The 17957-nt window shown below is 53.5% G+C and carries 15 protein-coding genes and 2 pseudogenes; 15 read left to right on the top strand and 2 right to left on the bottom strand.

Features of this window, described 5'->3' with window-relative positions; translation table 11 throughout:
* The first annotated feature begins 24 nt into the window (after positions 1 to 24).
* From CBW50_RS09040 to CBW50_RS09020, 5 genes are all read left to right on the top strand, one after another.
* Positions 25 to 522: a Dps family protein gene (locus tag CBW50_RS09040; protein ID WP_086145221.1), complete on the top strand. Its 498-nt coding sequence runs from the start codon at positions 25 to 27 to the stop codon at positions 520 to 522.
* Positions 523 to 836: 314 nt separating this feature from the next.
* Positions 837 to 1253: an NfeD family protein gene (locus CBW50_RS09035; protein WP_086145261.1), complete on the top strand. Its 417-nt coding sequence runs from the start codon at positions 837 to 839 to the stop codon at positions 1251 to 1253.
* A 15-nt stretch (positions 1254 to 1268) separates the two neighbouring features.
* Complete coding sequence (locus CBW50_RS09030) at positions 1269 to 2213, top strand: SPFH domain-containing protein (protein WP_086145220.1); 945 nt, start codon at positions 1269 to 1271, stop codon at positions 2211 to 2213.
* Positions 2214 to 2840: 627 nt separating this feature from the next.
* Positions 2841 to 3149: an H-NS family nucleoid-associated regulatory protein gene (locus tag CBW50_RS09025; RefSeq protein ID WP_076569808.1), complete on the top strand. Its 309-nt coding sequence runs from the start codon at positions 2841 to 2843 to the stop codon at positions 3147 to 3149.
* Between the two features lie 340 nt (positions 3150 to 3489).
* Positions 3490 to 4458, top strand: coding sequence for an IS1595 family transposase (locus tag CBW50_RS09020; RefSeq protein ID WP_086145219.1), 969 nt, complete (start codon positions 3490 to 3492; stop codon positions 4456 to 4458).
* 71 nt (positions 4459 to 4529) lie between these two features.
* On the opposite strand, the gene smpB is transcribed toward CBW50_RS09020, so the two are convergent.
* Positions 4530 to 4979: an SsrA-binding protein SmpB gene (gene smpB, locus CBW50_RS09015; protein WP_076569810.1), complete on the bottom strand. Its 450-nt coding sequence runs from the start codon at positions 4977 to 4979 to the stop codon at positions 4530 to 4532.
* Positions 4980 to 5072: 93 nt separating this feature from the next.
* On the opposite strand from smpB, the gene CBW50_RS09010 reads away from it, so the two are divergent.
* The 8 genes and pseudogenes from CBW50_RS09010 to CBW50_RS08975 all read left to right on the top strand — a co-directional run bounded on the left by CBW50_RS09010 (position 5073) and on the right by CBW50_RS08975 (position 13521).
* Positions 5073 to 5504, top strand: coding sequence for a type II toxin-antitoxin system RatA family toxin (locus CBW50_RS09010; protein ID WP_076569812.1), 432 nt, complete (start codon positions 5073 to 5075; stop codon positions 5502 to 5504).
* Entirely contained in the window at positions 5497 to 5787 is a 291-nt protein-coding gene (locus CBW50_RS09005; protein ID WP_086145218.1) for an RnfH family protein, read from the top strand. The genes CBW50_RS09010 and CBW50_RS09005 overlap by 8 nt, the downstream gene beginning before the upstream one ends.
* Before the next feature lie 145 nt (positions 5788 to 5932).
* Positions 5933 to 7393 carry an IMP dehydrogenase gene (guaB, locus tag CBW50_RS09000; RefSeq protein WP_076573220.1) on the top strand — a complete coding sequence of 487 codons (1461 nt, stop codon included), beginning with the start codon at positions 5933 to 5935 and terminating at the stop codon, positions 7391 to 7393.
* 170 nt (positions 7394 to 7563) lie between these two features.
* Positions 7564 to 9174: a glutamine-hydrolyzing GMP synthase gene (gene guaA / locus CBW50_RS08995; RefSeq protein ID WP_071324006.1), complete on the top strand. Its 1611-nt coding sequence runs from the start codon at positions 7564 to 7566 to the stop codon at positions 9172 to 9174.
* Between the two features lie 324 nt (positions 9175 to 9498).
* A pseudogene (locus tag CBW50_RS30165) lies at positions 9499 to 10504 on the top strand (tyrosine-type recombinase/integrase); the annotation flags it as partial.
* 63 nt (positions 10505 to 10567) lie between these two features.
* A pseudogene (locus CBW50_RS08985) lies at positions 10568 to 10738 on the top strand (transposase); the annotation flags it as partial.
* 438 nt (positions 10739 to 11176) lie between these two features.
* Positions 11177 to 12763 carry a sensor domain-containing diguanylate cyclase gene (locus CBW50_RS08980; RefSeq protein WP_172404718.1) on the top strand — a complete coding sequence of 529 codons (1587 nt, stop codon included), beginning with the start codon at positions 11177 to 11179 and terminating at the stop codon, positions 12761 to 12763.
* Positions 12764 to 13152: 389 nt separating this feature from the next.
* The gene (locus CBW50_RS08975; RefSeq protein WP_086145217.1) at positions 13153 to 13521 is read left to right on the top strand and encodes a cupin domain-containing protein; all 369 of its coding nucleotides are present in this window, start codon (positions 13153 to 13155) and stop codon (positions 13519 to 13521) included.
* A gap of 325 nt (positions 13522 to 13846) precedes the next feature.
* Here the strand turns inward: CBW50_RS08975 and CBW50_RS28745 are convergent, their stop codons facing one another.
* Entirely contained in the window at positions 13847 to 14209 is a 363-nt protein-coding gene (locus CBW50_RS28745) for a hypothetical protein (protein WP_139842451.1), read from the bottom strand.
* A 1378-nt stretch (positions 14210 to 15587) separates the two neighbouring features.
* Between CBW50_RS28745 and CBW50_RS08960 the strand changes: the two genes are divergently transcribed.
* Positions 15588 to 17078, top strand: coding sequence for a PAS domain S-box protein (locus tag CBW50_RS08960; protein WP_172404717.1), 1491 nt, complete (start codon positions 15588 to 15590; stop codon positions 17076 to 17078).
* Complete coding sequence (locus CBW50_RS08955; protein WP_086145213.1) at positions 17075 to 17734, top strand: response regulator transcription factor; 660 nt, start codon at positions 17075 to 17077, stop codon at positions 17732 to 17734. Before CBW50_RS08960 ends, CBW50_RS08955 begins: the two co-directional genes overlap by 4 nt.
* Positions 17735 to 17957: the final 223 nt, after the last annotated feature.

The raw sequence follows: 17957 nt of genomic DNA, 5'->3' as shown, positions 1-17957 counted from the left end.
ACCAACACATTGACGGGAGTTCATATGGCAAGCAAGAAACCGACCAAAGCTGCAAAGATCGACATCGGCATTTCCGAAGCGGACCGTGCGAAGATCGCGGAAGGCCTGTCCGGCCTGCTGGCTGACAGCTACACCTTGTACCTGATGACCCACAATTTCCACTGGAACGTGAAGGGGCCGATGTTCAACACCCTGCACCTGATGTTCATGACGCAGTACACGGAGCAATGGGGCGCGCTGGATCTGATCGCCGAGCGCATCCGCGCCCTTGGCTATCCGGCACCGGGCACGTACAAGGAATTCGTCAAGCTGGCCTCGATCAAGGAAATCGACGGCGTGCCGCCAGCCCTGGAAATGGTCAGCCATCTGGTGTCGGCGCAAGAGGCAACTGCACGCACGGCGCGCCGTTTGTTCCCGCTGCTGGAAAAGGCCAACGACCAGCCAACGGCCGACCTGATCACGCAGCGCCTGGATTTGCATGAAAAGACAGCGTGGATGTTGCGCAGCCTGCTGGAAGAGTAAGAGCACCTGCCAGTACCTACTGCGCGTCGCGATTTGCCGCCGCCGATGCTCACTGCCTCGGCGGCCCCGTACTTCGCACAGTTCCGCTTCTCAGCCACAAATCACATCCGCTCGCTACGGTTTTGTCAGGTGTGAAACGTGCCGGGCCAGCGGGCTAATTCGCCCCCGGCTATTGACGTCATCCGGAATTGCGTTAGACTGCTTGTATATAGGTGTCTGGCAAGAATAATATCAGCTGGTATTTCGCATTAAACCCCGTCGCTTATATAGGCTGCGGGGTTTTTTATTTTCGGATTCAAATGGACGGAGGCATCATGGCTGAATGGGTGGGCTGGTTTGTGGCGGCAGGCGTGGTACTGATCCTGGAATTGTTCACGGGCACGTTTTATCTGCTGATGATCGCCATCGGTGTCGGCGCGGGCGGATTGGTGGCGCTGGCGGGCGGTAATGGCAGTTGGCAGGCCATGACGGCGGCCATTGTCGGCGTGGCTGCGACCCTGTTATTGCGGCGCAGCCGTTTCGGCAAGGCGGCGCGGCGCGATGCGGCCCAGGATCCGAATGTGAATCTCGATATCGGGCAACGCGTGGCCGTGGCGCATTGGGTCGATGGCGTGGCGCGTGTCACGTATCGCGGTGCCTTGTGGGATGTGGAATTGATACCCGGCAGTGATACGCAGGCCGGTCATTACACCATACGTGCCGTGCGCGGCAGCCGTTTGATTGTTGGATAACCTGGAGAGTAGATTATGGAAGTAAACATCGGAAGCGTGTCGCTGATCTTGTTATTGCTGGCATTGGTATTTGTCTTCAAGACGGTCAATGTGGTGCCGCAGCAGCATGCCTGGGTAGTCGAGCGCCTGGGAAAATTCCACGCCGTATTGGGCCCCGGCCTGAATATCGTCGTGCCATTCGTCGACCGTATTGCTTACAAGCATGTGCTGAAGGAAATCCCGCTTGATGTGCCGCCACAGGTGTGCATTACGCGCGACAATACGCAATTGCAGGTCGACGGGATTCTGTATTTCCAGATTACCGACGCCATGCGCGCCTCGTATGGCTCGTCGAATTATATCGCCGCCATTACGCAGCTGGCGCAAACTACCTTGCGTTCCGTTATCGGTAAAATGGAGCTCGACAAGACATTTGAAGAGCGCGACCATATCAATACCGCCATCGTGAATGCCATTGATGAGTCTGCCGCCAATTGGGGCGTCAAGGTATTGCGCTATGAAATCAAGGATTTGACGCCGCCAAAGGAAATCCTGCATGCGATGCAGGCGCAAATCACTGCCGAACGGGAAAAGCGCGCGCTGATCGCCGCGTCGGAAGGACGCAAGCAGGAGCAGATCAATATTGCCAGCGGCGAACGTGAAGCGAACATCGCCCGTTCGGAGGGCGAGAAGCAGGCGTCCATCAATCGCGCCGAGGGGCAGGCCACCGCCATCGTGGCCCTGGCGCAGGCCAGTGCCGAAGCGTTGCGCCAGGTAGGGGCGGCGATTCGCGAGCCGGGCGGTGAAGATGCCGTTAATCTGAAGGTTGCCGAGCAGTATGTTGGTGCATTTGCACAATTGGCTAAAACGAATAATTCGATTATCGTGCCGGCCAATCTGGGCGATATGAGCGGCTTGATTGCGACGGCGATGCAGGTGGTGAAAAGCCAGAAGCCGAAAAGCGGGGTGGCCATTCCCTGAGGGCCAGACCTGACTAGTTATTCAGTAGTAAGTGACGCAGCAAGTGCCGCCCGCCCGATAGCGGGCGGTTTGCATTTGTATGGTGCGATAGGCAGCGGAGCGTGTCGGAAAATGCGGCTCATTTGACATATACAGGTTTCGTTATTTTATGCCGTGGTATGCTCCGCATGTTTGCATATTATGCCTGGCGTGCAGCACTGGTTTATGTTTTCGATTATAGTAGGCGCCGATGTACATGCGGCGGCATGTGATGAGCTGAATGTGTGCTGATAGACATTCGATTTCAATGAATTACCGAGAAAAGGGAAGGATGGTATTGCTCCCATGCTTTTCGTGAATTGCCATTATTATGGCAATAAATTGCAATGAAACAAAAAGTGCTGCAAAATAAATGACACAGGGCGCCAAATTGAATCTTCTCCTGGTCCCTGCTGGCGGGCTTGCCGTCGCGGCAGTTGCAGCGTTTTTTGGGGACTGTACCGGCCCATGGCCATGTGAAACTGGGTTTTTTGATAAAAGAAGTGCAAAAAAACATTCAAATCTCAAGAAAAATTGCCTCAGCCGCGTTACAATTGGATAGAATTTAACTGTTCAGTTATATTTTTCAACTCACACAAAGGAAATATCATGGATCTGTCCAGCTTATCCCTGTCCGAACTGCGTACGCTGCAGGACGACATCAAGAAGCAAATGAAAAAGCGCGAGCAAGATGACCTGTCCAAAGCCCGTGAACAAATCCTCGCAATCGCTCAGAGCGTCGGTGTTTCCGTAAAAGATCTGGTTGGTACAGGCATACGCGCTAAAACCGGTACCGTCGCTGTGCGCTATCGCAATCCCGATGATCCGACACAGCAATGGACTGGCCGTGGCCGTCAGCCGAAATGGGTCAAAGAGTGGACCGATTCGGGCAAGTCGCGTGATCTGCTGAAGGTGTAATTCACCGTTCATTCGGATGCTTGTCCTGTGTGGTAGTACAGGTGTAGTACAAGGCAGCATGCAAGCATCCGGAACTTTCTTGGTTTATGGCTCTTTGCCCTTGCGGTCAGCCTGATTCATCTGCTGTTTATTTTGTGGTATTTTCAACAATACCAGCCTTTCTCCTGTTTTTTCTTTTCCCTTCTCTGTTTCGTTTTCATCGCACTGTTTGTGGATTTTCCGCTTGCTGTCTGCAATCGGCAAAATAGTGGGGCTCTGTCCCCATTAAGTATGGGAAGTCCCGGATTTTTTCTCTGGCCCGGTTGTCTGACTGTCTATCTCAGCCAAACGGGAGCCTTCCATGCAGCCAGCCCAGTGGAAAATCTTCATCGCCCAGTTCGCCGCACTGAACCGTCGCCAGCGCCTGGAGGGCATCGTCCTGCTGCGCGGGGCCGCCCGGCAGGACGCCGCCGTGGCACTGGTCGAAAGCGTGGCCCGGCAGCGTCTGCACTGTCCGGATTGCAACAGCTGCCATGCTCACCGCCATGGCCACGCACACGGATTGCAGCGCTACCGCTGCGTGCCGTGCGGGCGCACATTCAATGCGCTAACCGGCACGCCGCTGGCCCGCCTGCGCCATAAATCGCGGTGGCTCGATTACGCCGATTGCCTGCTTGCATCCGATTCCGTGCGCCGGGCAGCCAGCCAACTGGGTGTGCACCGCAATACCGCCTTCCGCTGGCACCACCGGTTTTTATCGTTGGCAAAAACGGACCGGCCGCATCGTCTGCACGGCATCGTCGAGGCCGATGAGCTGTACGTGCTGGAATCGGAAAAGGGCGCGCGGTATCTGGCACGTCCGGCCCGTCGCCGTGGCGGCCGTGCCCGCCAGCGTGGTATTTTCAGTGCGCCAGTGTGCATCGTTGTGGCGCGCGACCGCACGGGACAAACCCTGGCTTTCGTCGCGGGAAAAGGCGTGCTGACGGGGGCGCAGCTGCATGGCTGTTTGCCGCCCGTTATCGACCAGGACGTCCTGCTGGTGACCGACGGCCATGTCGCCTACCGGGCTTTTTCCGGGGAGGCGGGGATCAGCCACCGGGCCGTCAACTTGCGCGCCGGCATACGCGTGCGGGGCGCCGTCCATGTGCAGAACGTCAACGCCTATCACCGCCGTTTGCGGGAATGGCTGGTCGTCTTTCACGGCGTGGCCACGCGCTACCTGCCGAATTACCTGGGGTGGCGCTGGATACTCGACGCGGGACGCATCCGCTCTGCAGAAGCATTGCTGAAGGCAACGCTGGGAGCGTTCCCACACCTGACGGTGACATAGCCTAAAATAAAACCCGGCATATAGCCGGGCCGGTTGGTGTTGCCTTGCACGCCGCGTGCGTGGTGCTGCCTTTAGCGGCGATGCACCTTCATCGCCGCCTGGACTTCGCGTGCGCCATCGCGATCGCGCTCGGCAGCCCGTTTGTCGTGCTGTTTCTTGCCCTTGGCCAGGCCGATTTCGCACTTCACGCGGCCGCCCTTGTAGTGCAGGTTGAGCGGCACCAGCGTGTAGCCGGAGCGCTCCACCTTGCCGATGAGTTTATCCATTTCCGCACGGTGCAGCAGCAGCTTGCGCGTGCGCACGGCTTCCGGGTGGATGTGGGTGGAGGCGGTTGGCAGGGCGCTGATGTGCGCGCCGAACAGGAACAGCTCGTCGCCGCGGACGACAACGTAGGCTTCCTTGATTTGCACGCGGGCGTCGCGGATGGCTTTGACTTCCCAGCCTTCCAGCACGATGCCCGCTTCGTAGCGATCCTCGATGAAGTAGTCGTGGAAGGCTTTTCTGTTGTCTGCTATGGTCATGAGATGGTAAATGTGCGCGGGTCGGTTAAACTACTGTCTCGCGCAAGCGCGATAAAATCAAATGTATCCAACATCATAGCAAATGGTTCTTCAATGGCAGTAGTACATAAATCAGTTTTTCTTGGCTACAGCGCCGAACAAATGTTCGCGCTGGTGGCGGCGGTGGAGGATTATCCCAAATTCCTGCCCTGGTGCGGTGCGGTCGAAATACGCGAGCGGGGCGAGAACACGATCGTCGCCAGCGTGGGCATACATTACCACGGCGTGCGCCAAAGCTTCACCACGTCCAATGAGAACGTGCCTTTCAGCTCCATCAAGATGAAGCTGGTGGATGGTCCTTTCAAGACCCTCGACGGCGTGTGGACCTTCAAAGCCCTGCGCGAGGACGCCTGCAAGATCGAACTGGACCTGCATTACGAGTTTTCCAGCCGCGTGCTCGAGCAGATCATCGGCCCCGTGTTCGGCATGATCGCCAACAGCATGGTCGATTCCTTCTGCAAACGCGCGGAGACGGTGTATGGCTGAGGCAGACATCCAGGTGCAGGTATGTCATGCCTTGCCCGACAGCAGCTTCTTGCGCAGCTTGACGGTGCCTGCCGGTACGACCATTGGGCAGGCTGTGGAGCGCAGCGGTTTGCTGCAGGAGATGCCCGGGATTGACCTGGCTGCCAATGTGGTCGGCATCTACGGCAAGAGAAAGCCGCTCGATACCGTTTTGCGCGAGCATGACCGCGTGGAAGTGTACCGTCCCTTGCAGGCGGATCCGAAAGAAGCGCGCCGGCGCCGCGCAGGCAACAAGCCCGCCTGAACATGTGCGGGGCAGGGGGCTGGCAGCGCCTGCCAGCCGTGCCGGGCACGACATTTTTTTGTTATTTTCAAATATCTTTTCTATGCTGCAAGGACGGAGGGCGCTTTTTTCTGTATAATCTGCTTTTGCGCCAATAGGAAATGCTATGCGTCTACTTCAAAAAGCACTCACATTCGATGACGTGCTGCTCGTCCCAGCCTACTCCAACGTTCTGCCCGCCGATACGTCCCTCAAAACTCGCCTGACCCGCAATATCACCCTGAATATTCCCTTGCTGTCCGCAGCCATGGATACGGTGACGGAAGCCCGCCTGGCGATCGCGATGGCCCAGGAAGGAGGCATCGGCATCATCCACAAGAATTTGAATCCGAAGGACCAGGCGCGTGAAGTGGCCCGCGTGAAGCGTTTCGAAGCTGGCGTGCTGCGCGATCCGATCACGATTCCGCCGGACATGAAGATCCGCGACGTGATTGCCCTGACGGAACAATACGGCATCAGCGGTTTCCCTGTCGTCAAGGGTAAGGAAGTGGTCGGCATCATCACCAACCGCGACTTGCGTTTTGAACAGGAGCTCGACGCGGAAGCCTCCGCCAAGATGACGCCGCGCGACAAGCTCGTGTACGTCAAGGAAGGCGCCGACACAGTCGAAGCCAAGCGCCTGATGAACAAGCACCGCCTCGAGCGCGTGCTGGTCGTCAATGACGCTTTCGAATTGCGCGGCTTGATCACCGTCAAGGATATCCAGAAGTCGACTTCCCATCCGTTCGCGTCGAAGGACAGCCAGGGCAAATTGCTGGTCGGCGCTGCCGTCGGCGTCGGTGCCAAGGATGAAGAGCGTATCGACCTGCTGGTCGCCGCCGGTGTTGATGTGCTGGTGGTCGACACGGCCCATGGCCACTCGCAAGGCATCCTGGACCGCGTGAAGTGGATCAAGACCAAGTATCCGCAGGTGGAAGTGATTGGCGGCAACATCGCTACCGCCGCCGCCGCCAAGGCGCTGGTCGAATACGGCGCCGATGCGGTCAAGGTCGGCATCGGTCCTGGCTCGATCTGCACCACGCGTATCGTCGCCGGTGTGGGCGTGCCGCAAATCACGGCCATCTCGAATGTTGCCGAAGCACTGGAAGGCACGGGCGTGCCATGTATCGCCGACGGCGGTATCCGCTTCTCGGGCGATATCTCGAAAGCGCTGGCCGCTGGTGCCTCGACCGTCATGATGGGTTCCATGTTTGCCGGTACGGAAGAAGCGCCAGGCGAAGTGATCCTGTACCAGGGCCGCAGCTACAAGTCGTACCGCGGCATGGGCTCGCTGGGCGCGATGTCCGACGGCTCGGCTGACCGTTACTTCCAGGACGCCACCATGAAGGCCGACAAGTTTGTGCCTGAAGGTATCGAAGGCCGCGTGGCCTACAAGGGCAGCGTGCTGGCGATCATCTTCCAACTGGTGGGCGGCGTGCGTCAATCGATGGGTTACTGCGGTTGCGCCACCATCGACGAACTGCGCGAAAAGGCGGAATTCGTTGAAATCACCTCGGCCGGCATGCGCGAGTCGCATGTCCATGATGTGCAGATCACGAAAGAAGCGCCAAACTACCGCTCCGAGTAAGCGCAACAGGAAAAATTGCCCATGGCTGCGTTACAGTGCCTCGCCGTACTATTTGTACTGTCTTCGGCACTGCGCCTTGCCCTGAACAATTTTTCCGCTGCGCTATAGCGACAGACCAGACCGGCGCCCAGTGCGCCGGTTTTGTAATGACCTCAGATAAAGTCTCCATCATGCATTCTAAAATCCTCATTCTCGATTTCGGCTCCCAAGTCACCCAGCTGATCGCGCGCCGCGTGCGCGATTCCGGCGTGTTTTCCGAAGTCTTCCCGTATGACGTCAGCGACGAATTCGTGCGCAACTATGGCGCTGCCGGCGTGATCCTGTCGGGCAGCCACAACTCAACGCTGGAAGGCGATTCGCCGCGCGCGCCGCAAGCCGTGTTCGAGTTGGGCGTACCCGTGCTGGGCATCTGCTATGGCATGCAAACCATGGCTGCCCAGCTGGGCGGCAAGGTGGAAAACGGCCTGGTACGCGAATTCGGCTACGCCGAAGTGCGCGCCCGTAGCCACACCAAGTTGCTCAACGGTATTGCCGACTTCGTCACGGATGAAGGCCACGGCATGTTGAAAGTGTGGATGAGCCACGGCGACAAGGTACTGGACATGCCTCCGGGCTTCAAGTTGATGGGCAACACGCCCAGCTGCCCGATCGCCGCCATGGCGGACGAAGAGCGCCAGTTCTATGGCGTGCAATTCCACCCGGAAGTGACACACACGGTGCAGGGCAAGGCCATCATCGGCCGTTTCGTGCATGAAATCTGCGGTTGCAAGTCGGACTGGAACATGCCTGACTACATCAGCGAAGCGGTGGAAAAGATCCGCGCGCAAGTGGGTACGGATGAAGTCATTCTGGGCTTGTCCGGCGGCGTCGATTCGTCCGTCGCGGCAGCGCTGATCCATCGCGCCATCGGCGACCAACTGACCTGCGTCTTCGTCGACCACGGCCTGCTGCGCCTGGACGAGGGCAAGATGGTCATGGACATGTTCGCCAAGAACCTGGGTGTCAAGGTTATCCGCATCGACGCGGAAGACCAGTTCATGGGCCACCTGGCCGGCGTTGCTGATCCGGAACAAAAGCGCAAGATCATCGGCCGCGAATTCGTCGAAGTCTTCCAGGTGGAATCTGGCAAGCTGGTGAACGCCAAATGGCTGGCGCAGGGTACGATTTACCCCGATGTCATCGAATCGGCGGGCAAAGGCAAGAAAGGCCAGACCATCAAGAGCCATCACAACGTGGGCGGCTTGCCCGACACCATGAAGCTCAAACTGCTGGAGCCGCTGCGCGAATTGTTCAAGGACGAAGTGCGCAAACTCGGCGTGGCCCTGGGCTTGCCGCATGACATGGTCTACCGCCACCCATTCCCGGGTCCGGGCCTGGGCGTGCGCATCCTCGGTGAAGTCAAGAAAGAGTTCGCCGACCTGCTGCGTCGCGCCGACGCCATCTTCATCGAAGAGCTGCGCAATACGCCCTACGAATTCGTCGCCGGCCAGGCCGTCGATCCGGATGCGTTGCCGGCAAACTGGTACGAGGCGACGAGCCAGGCATTCGCCGTGTTCCTGCCGGTTAAATCGGTAGGCGTGATGGGCGACGGCCGCACCTATGAATACGTGGTGGCCCTGCGCGCCGTGCAGACACAAGACTTCATGACGGCCCACTGGGCGCACCTGCCGCACAGCTTGCTGGGCAAGGTTTCTAACCGCATCATCAATGAAGTGCGCGGCATCAACCGCGTCGTATACGATATCTCGGGCAAGCCGCCGGCGACCATCGAGTGGGAATAATCTCCCGTCCGGCACCGTAAGGTAATGCCGGGTCAATGCAACAGTTAAGCCCCTGATTTTTCAGGGGCTTTTTTTATTTTGTCTGGCAAACGCAAGCAACCGTCGACAGAGCCAAGCACGTTTTTTTGTGGGTATTTTTGCGGGTATTTTTCGTTTTAAGTGTTTGATTTTAAAGGAGTTTTAGCGTATTTTTTTACGCTCTTCATCGTGAAGGTGTCAGCAGCCCGAGAGGGGATAACGATTTCACTTTTTTCGCACTAAGTGACTGATTGTTTGAAATGAATCGGCCGCCAGTACAGACTTGTGTAGGAGTGGGAGGTGACCATGTTGACCGATGCGAAACTGAAAAACCTGAAACCTGCTACGAAAGCCTATAAGGTGCCGGATCGTGACGGTCTGTATGCGACGGTCCTGCCCACTGGCACCATCTCGTTTCGCTATAACTACCGCGTCAATGGCCGCAGTGAAACCTTGGTGCTCGGACGGTACGGTGCTGGTGGCTTGAGCTTGCAGGAGGCAAGGGCGCGCCTGGAGCAAGCCAAGAAAGCGCAATCGGAAGGCAAGTCCCCGTCGCGCCTCAAAGCCAAATCGCGTACCCAACTGGCAGCGGGAGAACCATTCAGTGTTTGGGCCGAACCGTTGGCTATTAAAGTACAAAATGGCGGAGTCGACGCGGGATATGCGGCGCGCGGTGTATGAACGCGATCTGAAACGCCCATTTGGCAGTCTCCTGCTGCATGAGATTACGCACAACGAGTTGCGTTCCGTATGCGACGCCATCCTCGCACGTGGCGCTCCTGCGACGGCCGTGCATGCGCGCGATATCGTGAAACCGGTCTTTAAGTACGCAGAACAAAGAGGACAGAAGGTTGAAAACCCTGCGGATCTGGTCGCTCCTTCATCCATTGCCGTATTTGAGCCGCGCGACCGCGCGTTGGGTGCCGAAGAGATCGCGCTGTTCTACGAACATATCGAATACGTGCAGTGCGCGCCGACCTTGCGCCTGGCTTGCAAATTACTATTACTCACCATGGTGCGTAAGTCCGAACTGACGGATGCAACATGGACCGAGGTCAATTTTACCGATGCTCTATGGACCATTCCGGCCAGGCGGATGAAGCGCCGCAACCCCCACAACGTTTATTTGTCACGCCAGGCGCTCGATATGTTTGTCGCGCTACGCACCTGTGCTGGTACGTCGCCTTATATTTTGCCATCGCGATATGACCCTGATGTGCCGATGAATGGCGCTTCGCTCAATCGTATTCTGGTGTCTGTATGCGCCATGGCGCGAGACTGCGGGAAGCAGCTGGCCGACTTTTCGCCGCATGCAGTGGTTTAATGTACCCGGACACTGATTTAGGCGAGAATGCTCGCCATGGAGAGGTGTTTGATGAGCAAGCAAAGACGTACGTTTTCCCCTGAGTTCAAACAGCGGGCGGCATGCCTGGTACTGGATCAAGGATACAGCCATACGGAGGCAAGCCGTCCGGTGGGCATCGGCGAATCAGTGCTGCGCCGCTGGGTGCAGCAGCTTCAGTTGGAGCGGCAGGGCATCACGCCACATCCGGTTCTGTATCTGTTGCATACCGTTCAGCCGGAGTGCAATCACCAGGATGGGCAATAAGGCTATCAAACCGAAACCGAGGCCAAGGCAAGTTGTTATTTTGAGATGTCTAGATGACATAATTTCTCCTAAATTCCTTGATTCCTTCCCCTGATTGATGCGGATTTATCAGCAGGTACAAGTCGATCATATTGGTTGGAGAGGGGCGGAAAGTCTCACATAATCACTTTCAACAAATGCGCAACAAAAAAAATAAATCTGCGCTGTCTTTGATATTTAACATGGCGCACCAGAGGAATGACAACTCAAACTCAGGTAGAAAGCAGAGTCGATGCACACTATGTTTTCATTTTTAGTGGTTACTTTTCGTGATTATTCACAATAAGGAGTACGGTATTTAACACTGAAAACATCGGCAAAAAAATGGAGGGGGCTATGTCTGCTATCGATGGTTTGGCACAAGATTCAAGTAGTTTTAGCCTGCGGAGATTTTCACTAGTGCCCATGGCGATTGTATTCGTTGTTTTGGTTTGCCTTTCCATTCTTGTGGTTCAGCTAGGAATGATTTGGCGGGCAAGGAACGTCGAACTGGACCAGGCAGGTCAAGCCAGCTCAAACCTGGCACATGCAGTTGCACAGCATGCATATGACACGATCAAAGAAGCCGATACACTATTGGTTGGCTTGGTGGAGCGAATTGAAATAGATGGCGTATCTGAGATCGAGTTGAATCGCATTCACACTCTTCTGGTCACGCGAGTAACTGAGTTACCCCAACTGCATGGAATATTTGTTTATGATAAGAATGGCAATTGGTTGGTGAACTCCCAGAAAGTGTTGCTTAAAAATTTAAATAATTCTGATCGTGAATATTTTGAGCATCATCGAACGCACAGTGATCGCGGTCCATATATTGGTCCTCCTGTGCGCAGCAAATCGACGGGTGAGTGGATTATCACGGTATCTCGCAGAATTAACCTTCCAGATGGAAATTTTGGTGGCGTGGCACTTGCCACCATTAATATGAGATACTTCAGGTCATTTTATGATCTATTTTCTATAGGCGATAGAGGTGCAATTTTTATCGCCAATGAAAGAGGAATATTGCTATTAAGAAGGCCTTTCGATGCCAGTAAGTTGGGGCGAGATATCTCAAAGTTGCCATTATTCCATGACTATTTGCCGAAATCAGACAGCGGAACAGCAGTTATAAAATCCGGGCAAGATGGCGTTGTTCGGATAAATAGCTATCGAAGAATAGAGGAGTACCCATTAGTTGTCTCTGCCGCCCTGTCGCAGGATGAGATACTGGAAAATTGGTTCACCGATGCATGCATTCAAGTTTCTGCAGGAGGTGTATTGGTCTTGCTCATCGGATTTCTTGGGTATCGGATGGTCATGCAAATTGACTTGCGATCAAAAATTGCGGGAAAACTCGAGGAGAAAAGCAACGAGCTGGAAATATCACATGATATTCTGGCACATCTTGTCATGCAAGATGGACTGACGGGATTGGCGAATCGACGGTATTTTGACGAAGCATTGATAGAGGAATTTAATCGTGCACAGCGCGGGGAAAGTACTCTTGGATTGCTGATGATCGATGTTGATTTTTTTAAACAATACAATGATATCTACGGTCATGTCGCTGGCGACGAGTGCCTGAAGAAAATTGCCCATACGCTTACCATGGCCATGCGCCGAGCAGGCGATGTTGCTGCACGTTATGGCGGCGAAGAATTTGTGGTCTTACTACCAGGAACGGATCTTGCTGGCGTAATCGCTGTTGCTGAAAGTATTCGGCTTGCTGTCGAAGCTTTAGGCATCCCGCATAGCGGTAACCCACTTGATGTTGTAACAGTAAGTATCGGTGTGGAAGCATTTTCACCAATTCACCTGCAGAATGAGGCAGTTGAGTTGGTCGAGTCCGCCGATAAGGCACTGTACAAGGCCAAGGAGTCGGGGCGTAATAAAGTATGCCATCTTGAGCAGTCGGAGACGGTGTTTATTTTGGTGAATTGAATATTTCTTGAGCCGGGTGGGGAAGGGCGATATTTTATGGCTTGCCACTTTCAATAATTGTATTTAATTTCTTGATTCCACGAAGTAGATGGGGTATATGAATTTGAAGAAGATATTTATTGGATTAATATTGATGTGTTGATGTGTTGATGTGTTGATGTATTGATGTATTGATGAATTGATGTCGATATTTTTGGTTGTTTTAAGTAAATGCAAAGAAATAGCATAGTTGCAAATTTTTATTGTTGAGTTATATTGAAACTGCCAACATGACATTTTGGTGTGGAAGTTGATCGTGATGTGTTCGGCTGCAGGGAGTACTGTTTCTCGGCGAATCATTTTTATTTGGCAATGTCATTCTTCCCAGTAATTAAAAGGAGGGTCAAGCTATGAGTGCAATGTTGGAAAAGAAATCTTGGGACAAACCGGACGAAGTCCGCCCATTCAAAGATGGAGCAGGTCAGATGGCTGTCTTCACGCTTGGCAACCAGACAATGGGGCGCGGCGAATTTGAACCCGGCTGGCGCTGGAGTCTGCACGTAAAACCGATAGCAGGTACTGATTCCTGCCAAGCAACTCATACCGGCATGGTACTCGAAGGACGAATGATCGTTAAAATGAACGATGGGTCTGAAATGGAGTATGGGCCTGGTGATGTTTTTTATATGCCACCAGGGCACGATGCCTGGGTAGTTGGCAGTCAGCGTTGCGTATTGTTTGATGTAACAGGCGTCGCAAAGTACGCCAAACCACAGTAGTGCTTGCTGGGTTCGCGTACCCGCTTCGCTACTCTGCGTCATTTGGAGGCATTCGCTGGCCCTGGAATACCTTCTTCCCCAAGAATCAGGGCCACTGTCTTTACGGCCTGAAGTTAGCCATCGAGGAAGTTGAGTTGTTTACTGATCGCTTGCTATTCCTCATGCCGGTCAAGAGGTAATGAAGGGACATGATTGCGTGCCGGAACCGTTTCAAGGCGGTTTCGACCGAGTCGGAAACACCACTTTCTGATTTCTTTTAATTCGAAATTTCCATATCCCCACCAAGTATCTGTCATCAGGACGATTTTCAATAGGAAATATTTGGCTAGTATGGAAATGGTGTGGCGGGAGAAAAGTTATTTTTCTCATTGCACTGGTTATACGGAAATTGCATGGTTGTTGCAAAAATGGCTTTCCTGCATGAATCATTGATGTAGATCATACGTTTGCAGTGACGTTGCGTACACCCAGCGATACAGTATTCATTCACCTGCAATACGGACGGCATGCGCTGATCCAATGTATTGCATCGCGCTGGTGATAACGCTATGTCATGAAAGGAATGTTCTCCATGCTTACGGATATCTGGGTAGTTCGGAACGGCAGTGATTATCTTTTGTTGCACGGCCATTTGCGATTGGCTACCACCTTGGTGGGGGAGGGCGCCGCCTATGTCGAGGTCAAGCATGAGGGACTCGTCAAAATCACACGCGGACCGGGGTGCTTCCAGGTCGATTCCTGCCATGGATTGCTACCGCTCAGTGTCACATTGGCCGATACTCATGGCTGCAGATAGATCCCGCGCATGACTGTGCTATTAAGATGCAGCAAACGAAAGATAGTTTCTCCGCCTGCAGCCGTGGATGAGTGACTTGAACGAGACCGGCGCATCCACGGGCAGGTCTGACTTGTTTTTGCCTATCGATGTCACTTGAGCATCGGGTACTCGGTGTTGCTATCGTTTTACGTTCCTTTTGATAGGAAGCACGCCTCAGTCAGTGGCTCCCCTGTAGCGGCCTTTTGTTGTATCTGGTACCTGGCCGCCCCTACAGAAGAGACAGCTTGTCAGCGCTGAGAGGTGCTGCCTCGGCTGCTCTGATGTCTACGTGCGCTGGTCCATCACCCAAAACTCGTGCGTAGAACGGCACGGCGACAGTCCGTATACCGGGATCTGATGCGTTTGCGATTCAGATACAGTTCAGTCTCAGGCGAGGCAATCTACCAGCACGGAAGGACGTTGTTGATGCATTTATGCATGCAATGTCCGGTTAGTGACTTGGTGTCTTTTTGGTAATTTTGTTGTTGTGGAAATTATTTTAAAAAATATTTTCAGTGAAAATTACAAGACGATTTGCGATAGATCAATACATGTATTTTTTTGCAAGTATCTAATGAGGTTGACTTGATCCATATCAAGACAGATATGCTGCATTTGACATATGGATATCAGCGCTATCGCAGAACTTCAATCTGATCTGTAAAAGTAATTGTGAAATATTTTGAAATAGATTTCATTCTCTTGGAAATTATTTTTATGTTAATTTTATCAATTGTTAAATAATTTTGTTCCCGATGGAAATTTATTGTGATATTTTAAGTATAGGTTAATCTGATTAAAGCATCAATTATTGTGTGTCGTCACTTTTATGTGGGAATTTGGAAAGTATTGAAGGGGGTAAATATTTGTTAGCCAAGGGAAAAATTTAAGGCAGATGGGAATATGATCGCTTAACTGTTGTATTTTTTTTCAGTCTAAAATATATCACCTGATCTATCTTCATGTTATTGTTTGGTTAATTAAAATTTGATAATCCTCAACTTCGCGTCCTGATTGCCGGTCATCCAAGATGGCACCGGCATGTAGCGAAACATCATAGGGGAGACTTGTCAAATATATGAATAAATGGCGAAATAGATACTTGGCGACACCCTTTCAGATAGACCAGTATTGGAAAATACTACGTCAACAGGCTGAGCGGCAACTTAAACAGAGGCAGGGAGCACTTGGTTCGGCGGATCAGGCGTTGCTATCCACGAAGTTGCAAAAAGTGCATCATGAGTTGAGCGTGCAAAAGATCGAACTGGAAATGCAGAACGAAGATCTATGCCGCACCCAGGAAAAGCTGAGGAGTACCAGCGAGCTGTATTGCCATTTGTATGAGCAGGCTCCGGTTGGTTACATCAGTATGGATGCCACTGGTGTGATCATCCATTCGAACCTGACAGCCTCAAGTTTGTTAGCGGTCTCTCCGCAGACACTGCTGGGGCAGCCGTTCACGCGGTTCATCCTCGAGGATGACCAGGATATCTTTTATTTCTTGCGGCGGCGCCTGTTCGACGGTGATACGTCCTTTTCCTCTGTGCTACGAATGAGAAGGGAAGGCGCGGACCCGTTCTGGGCAATGCTGGAGGCCAAGGTTACGCAAAAGCACTTTGCGCCCGGCGTCGTCTTGTTGGTTTTGAACGATATCAATGAACGTACCGTGGCTGCCACGAAGTTGCGCACCAGCGAGGAACGTTTTCGCGGGGCGTTTGAAAACTCTTCTGTCGGCATGATTATGGCAGATATGCATGGCACCTGGATCAAGGTTAACCAGGCGCTGTGCGAGATGCTGGGCTACACCGAGCCGCAGCTTTTAACAATGGGATACGTTGGTCTGACGCATCCTGACGATCTGACTGCCAGCATAGAGCATGCGCAAAGCCTGTACCGCGGTGAGTTGTCTCATTATCGTATCGAGAAACGTTACTTGCACAGGGATGGCCATGCAGTGTGGACTGTACTGAGCGCTACTCTGCTGCGTGACGCATCTGGACGTGCCCAGCAGTATGTCGGTATGGTGGAGGATATCAGCAGCCGCAAGCTGGCATTGCGTGCGCTGGAACTATCGCATGAGAAACTGCGCAAGCTCGTTGCGCATCAAGAACATACCAAGGAGCAAGAGCGGATTCGAATCGCGCGGGAAATGCATGATGAATTAGGCAGTGTCTTGAGCGGTGTCAAGGCGCAGATATCGGTTGCCCTTTTTCAGGATCAACAGAATGGGGCGGCACTGCAGTCCAGGCTGACGGATGCCTGTACCTTGCTCGATACCGCAGCCGACACCGTGCGCAAGGTGATCACCGAATTACGGCCCAGTGTTCTTGATCAACTCGGTATATGGGCAGCACTCGAGTGGCATGCGGCAGAGGTAGCCTCGAGAGCAGGGCTGGTATGCCAGGTTTGTATTGATGCGGAAACGGCTTTGTTGGAGGACATCGATCCTGAGCGCAGCACGGCATTGTTTCGTATCTTGCAGGAGGCGTTGACCAACGTCTTACGTCACGCAAACGCGACGCAGGTCAATATTCGTATCCACCATGAACAGGGATCGATCACTCTGGAAGTAGAGGATGATGGCAAGGGGATTGACATGGATATCCTATCAACATCCAGCTCATGGGGGCTAACAGGCATGGCCGAACGAGCACGCTATTTTGGCGGCGATATCCGTTTCATTCCTCTCGAACATGGAACACTCGTTAGGTTGCGCTTGCCATTGCAGGTGGGCATATGACATCCCAGAAAATTCGCGTCTTGCTTGTGGATGACCATATTGTCGCTCGTAAAGGCATTCGTTTGATGCTTGGCATGGATGACGGTATAGATGTCGCGGGGGAGGCCGAGACTGCGCATGCTGCGCTCGATTTGCTGCAGTCGCAACCGTTCGACGTCGCGATCATCGATATCGGCTTGTCGGATCAAAATGGTTTGCAGTTGCTCAAACGCCTGCGGCGCGAGTGGCCACGTCTTGCTGTGCTGATGTTGTCCATGTATGCCGAGACAGTGTATGCAGTGCGGGCATTGCAGTATGGTGCAGCCGGTTACTTGACCAAGAACAGCAGTGCCGCAGTCCTGGTCGGGGCAGTATACAAGGCCGCGGCCGGGGGGAAATACATTACCCCGGCTGTGACGGAGAAGATTGCAAATATAATTAGCGGCAGCGCGCTGAGCTGCTATGAGAAGTTGTCGGACCGGGAGCTGGAGGTATTGCGTTTGCTGGCCGCAGGTGAAGATCTCGGCAGCATCGCGCAGATGTTGCATTTGAGTCCCAATACTATTGCTACCTATCGAACCCGCTTGCTGGAAAAAACCGGTGCCAAGAATAATGTGCAACTTACCCGCTTTGCCATAGAAAATGGCATAGGCCCGTCAATTCTCGGCGATAGCTAGATGGGTAATGGATGCCATCCTTCACCTGGAATGGCGCCATCTGTCATGCCGCCCAAATGCGACTACGGTTGAGCATAACTGTATGAAGCGCTTGGCAATGCGTCATTTGCATGCTCATCCTGGGGCAGATTCAGATGTTAGGCCAGCGCGAAGGCGATACAGTGACTTGAAATGCAAGCTGTTGGCGGTATGCGTATCGGCGCACCGCGCTTGAAGGCAGGAC

It is taken from the genome of Janthinobacterium sp. GW458P (assembly GCF_002127585.1).
GTDB lineage: Bacteria > Pseudomonadota > Gammaproteobacteria > Burkholderiales > Burkholderiaceae_D > Janthinobacterium.
The sequence above is the reverse complement of the archived record's forward strand: the minus strand, read 5'-3'. Positions and strand labels throughout refer to the sequence as shown.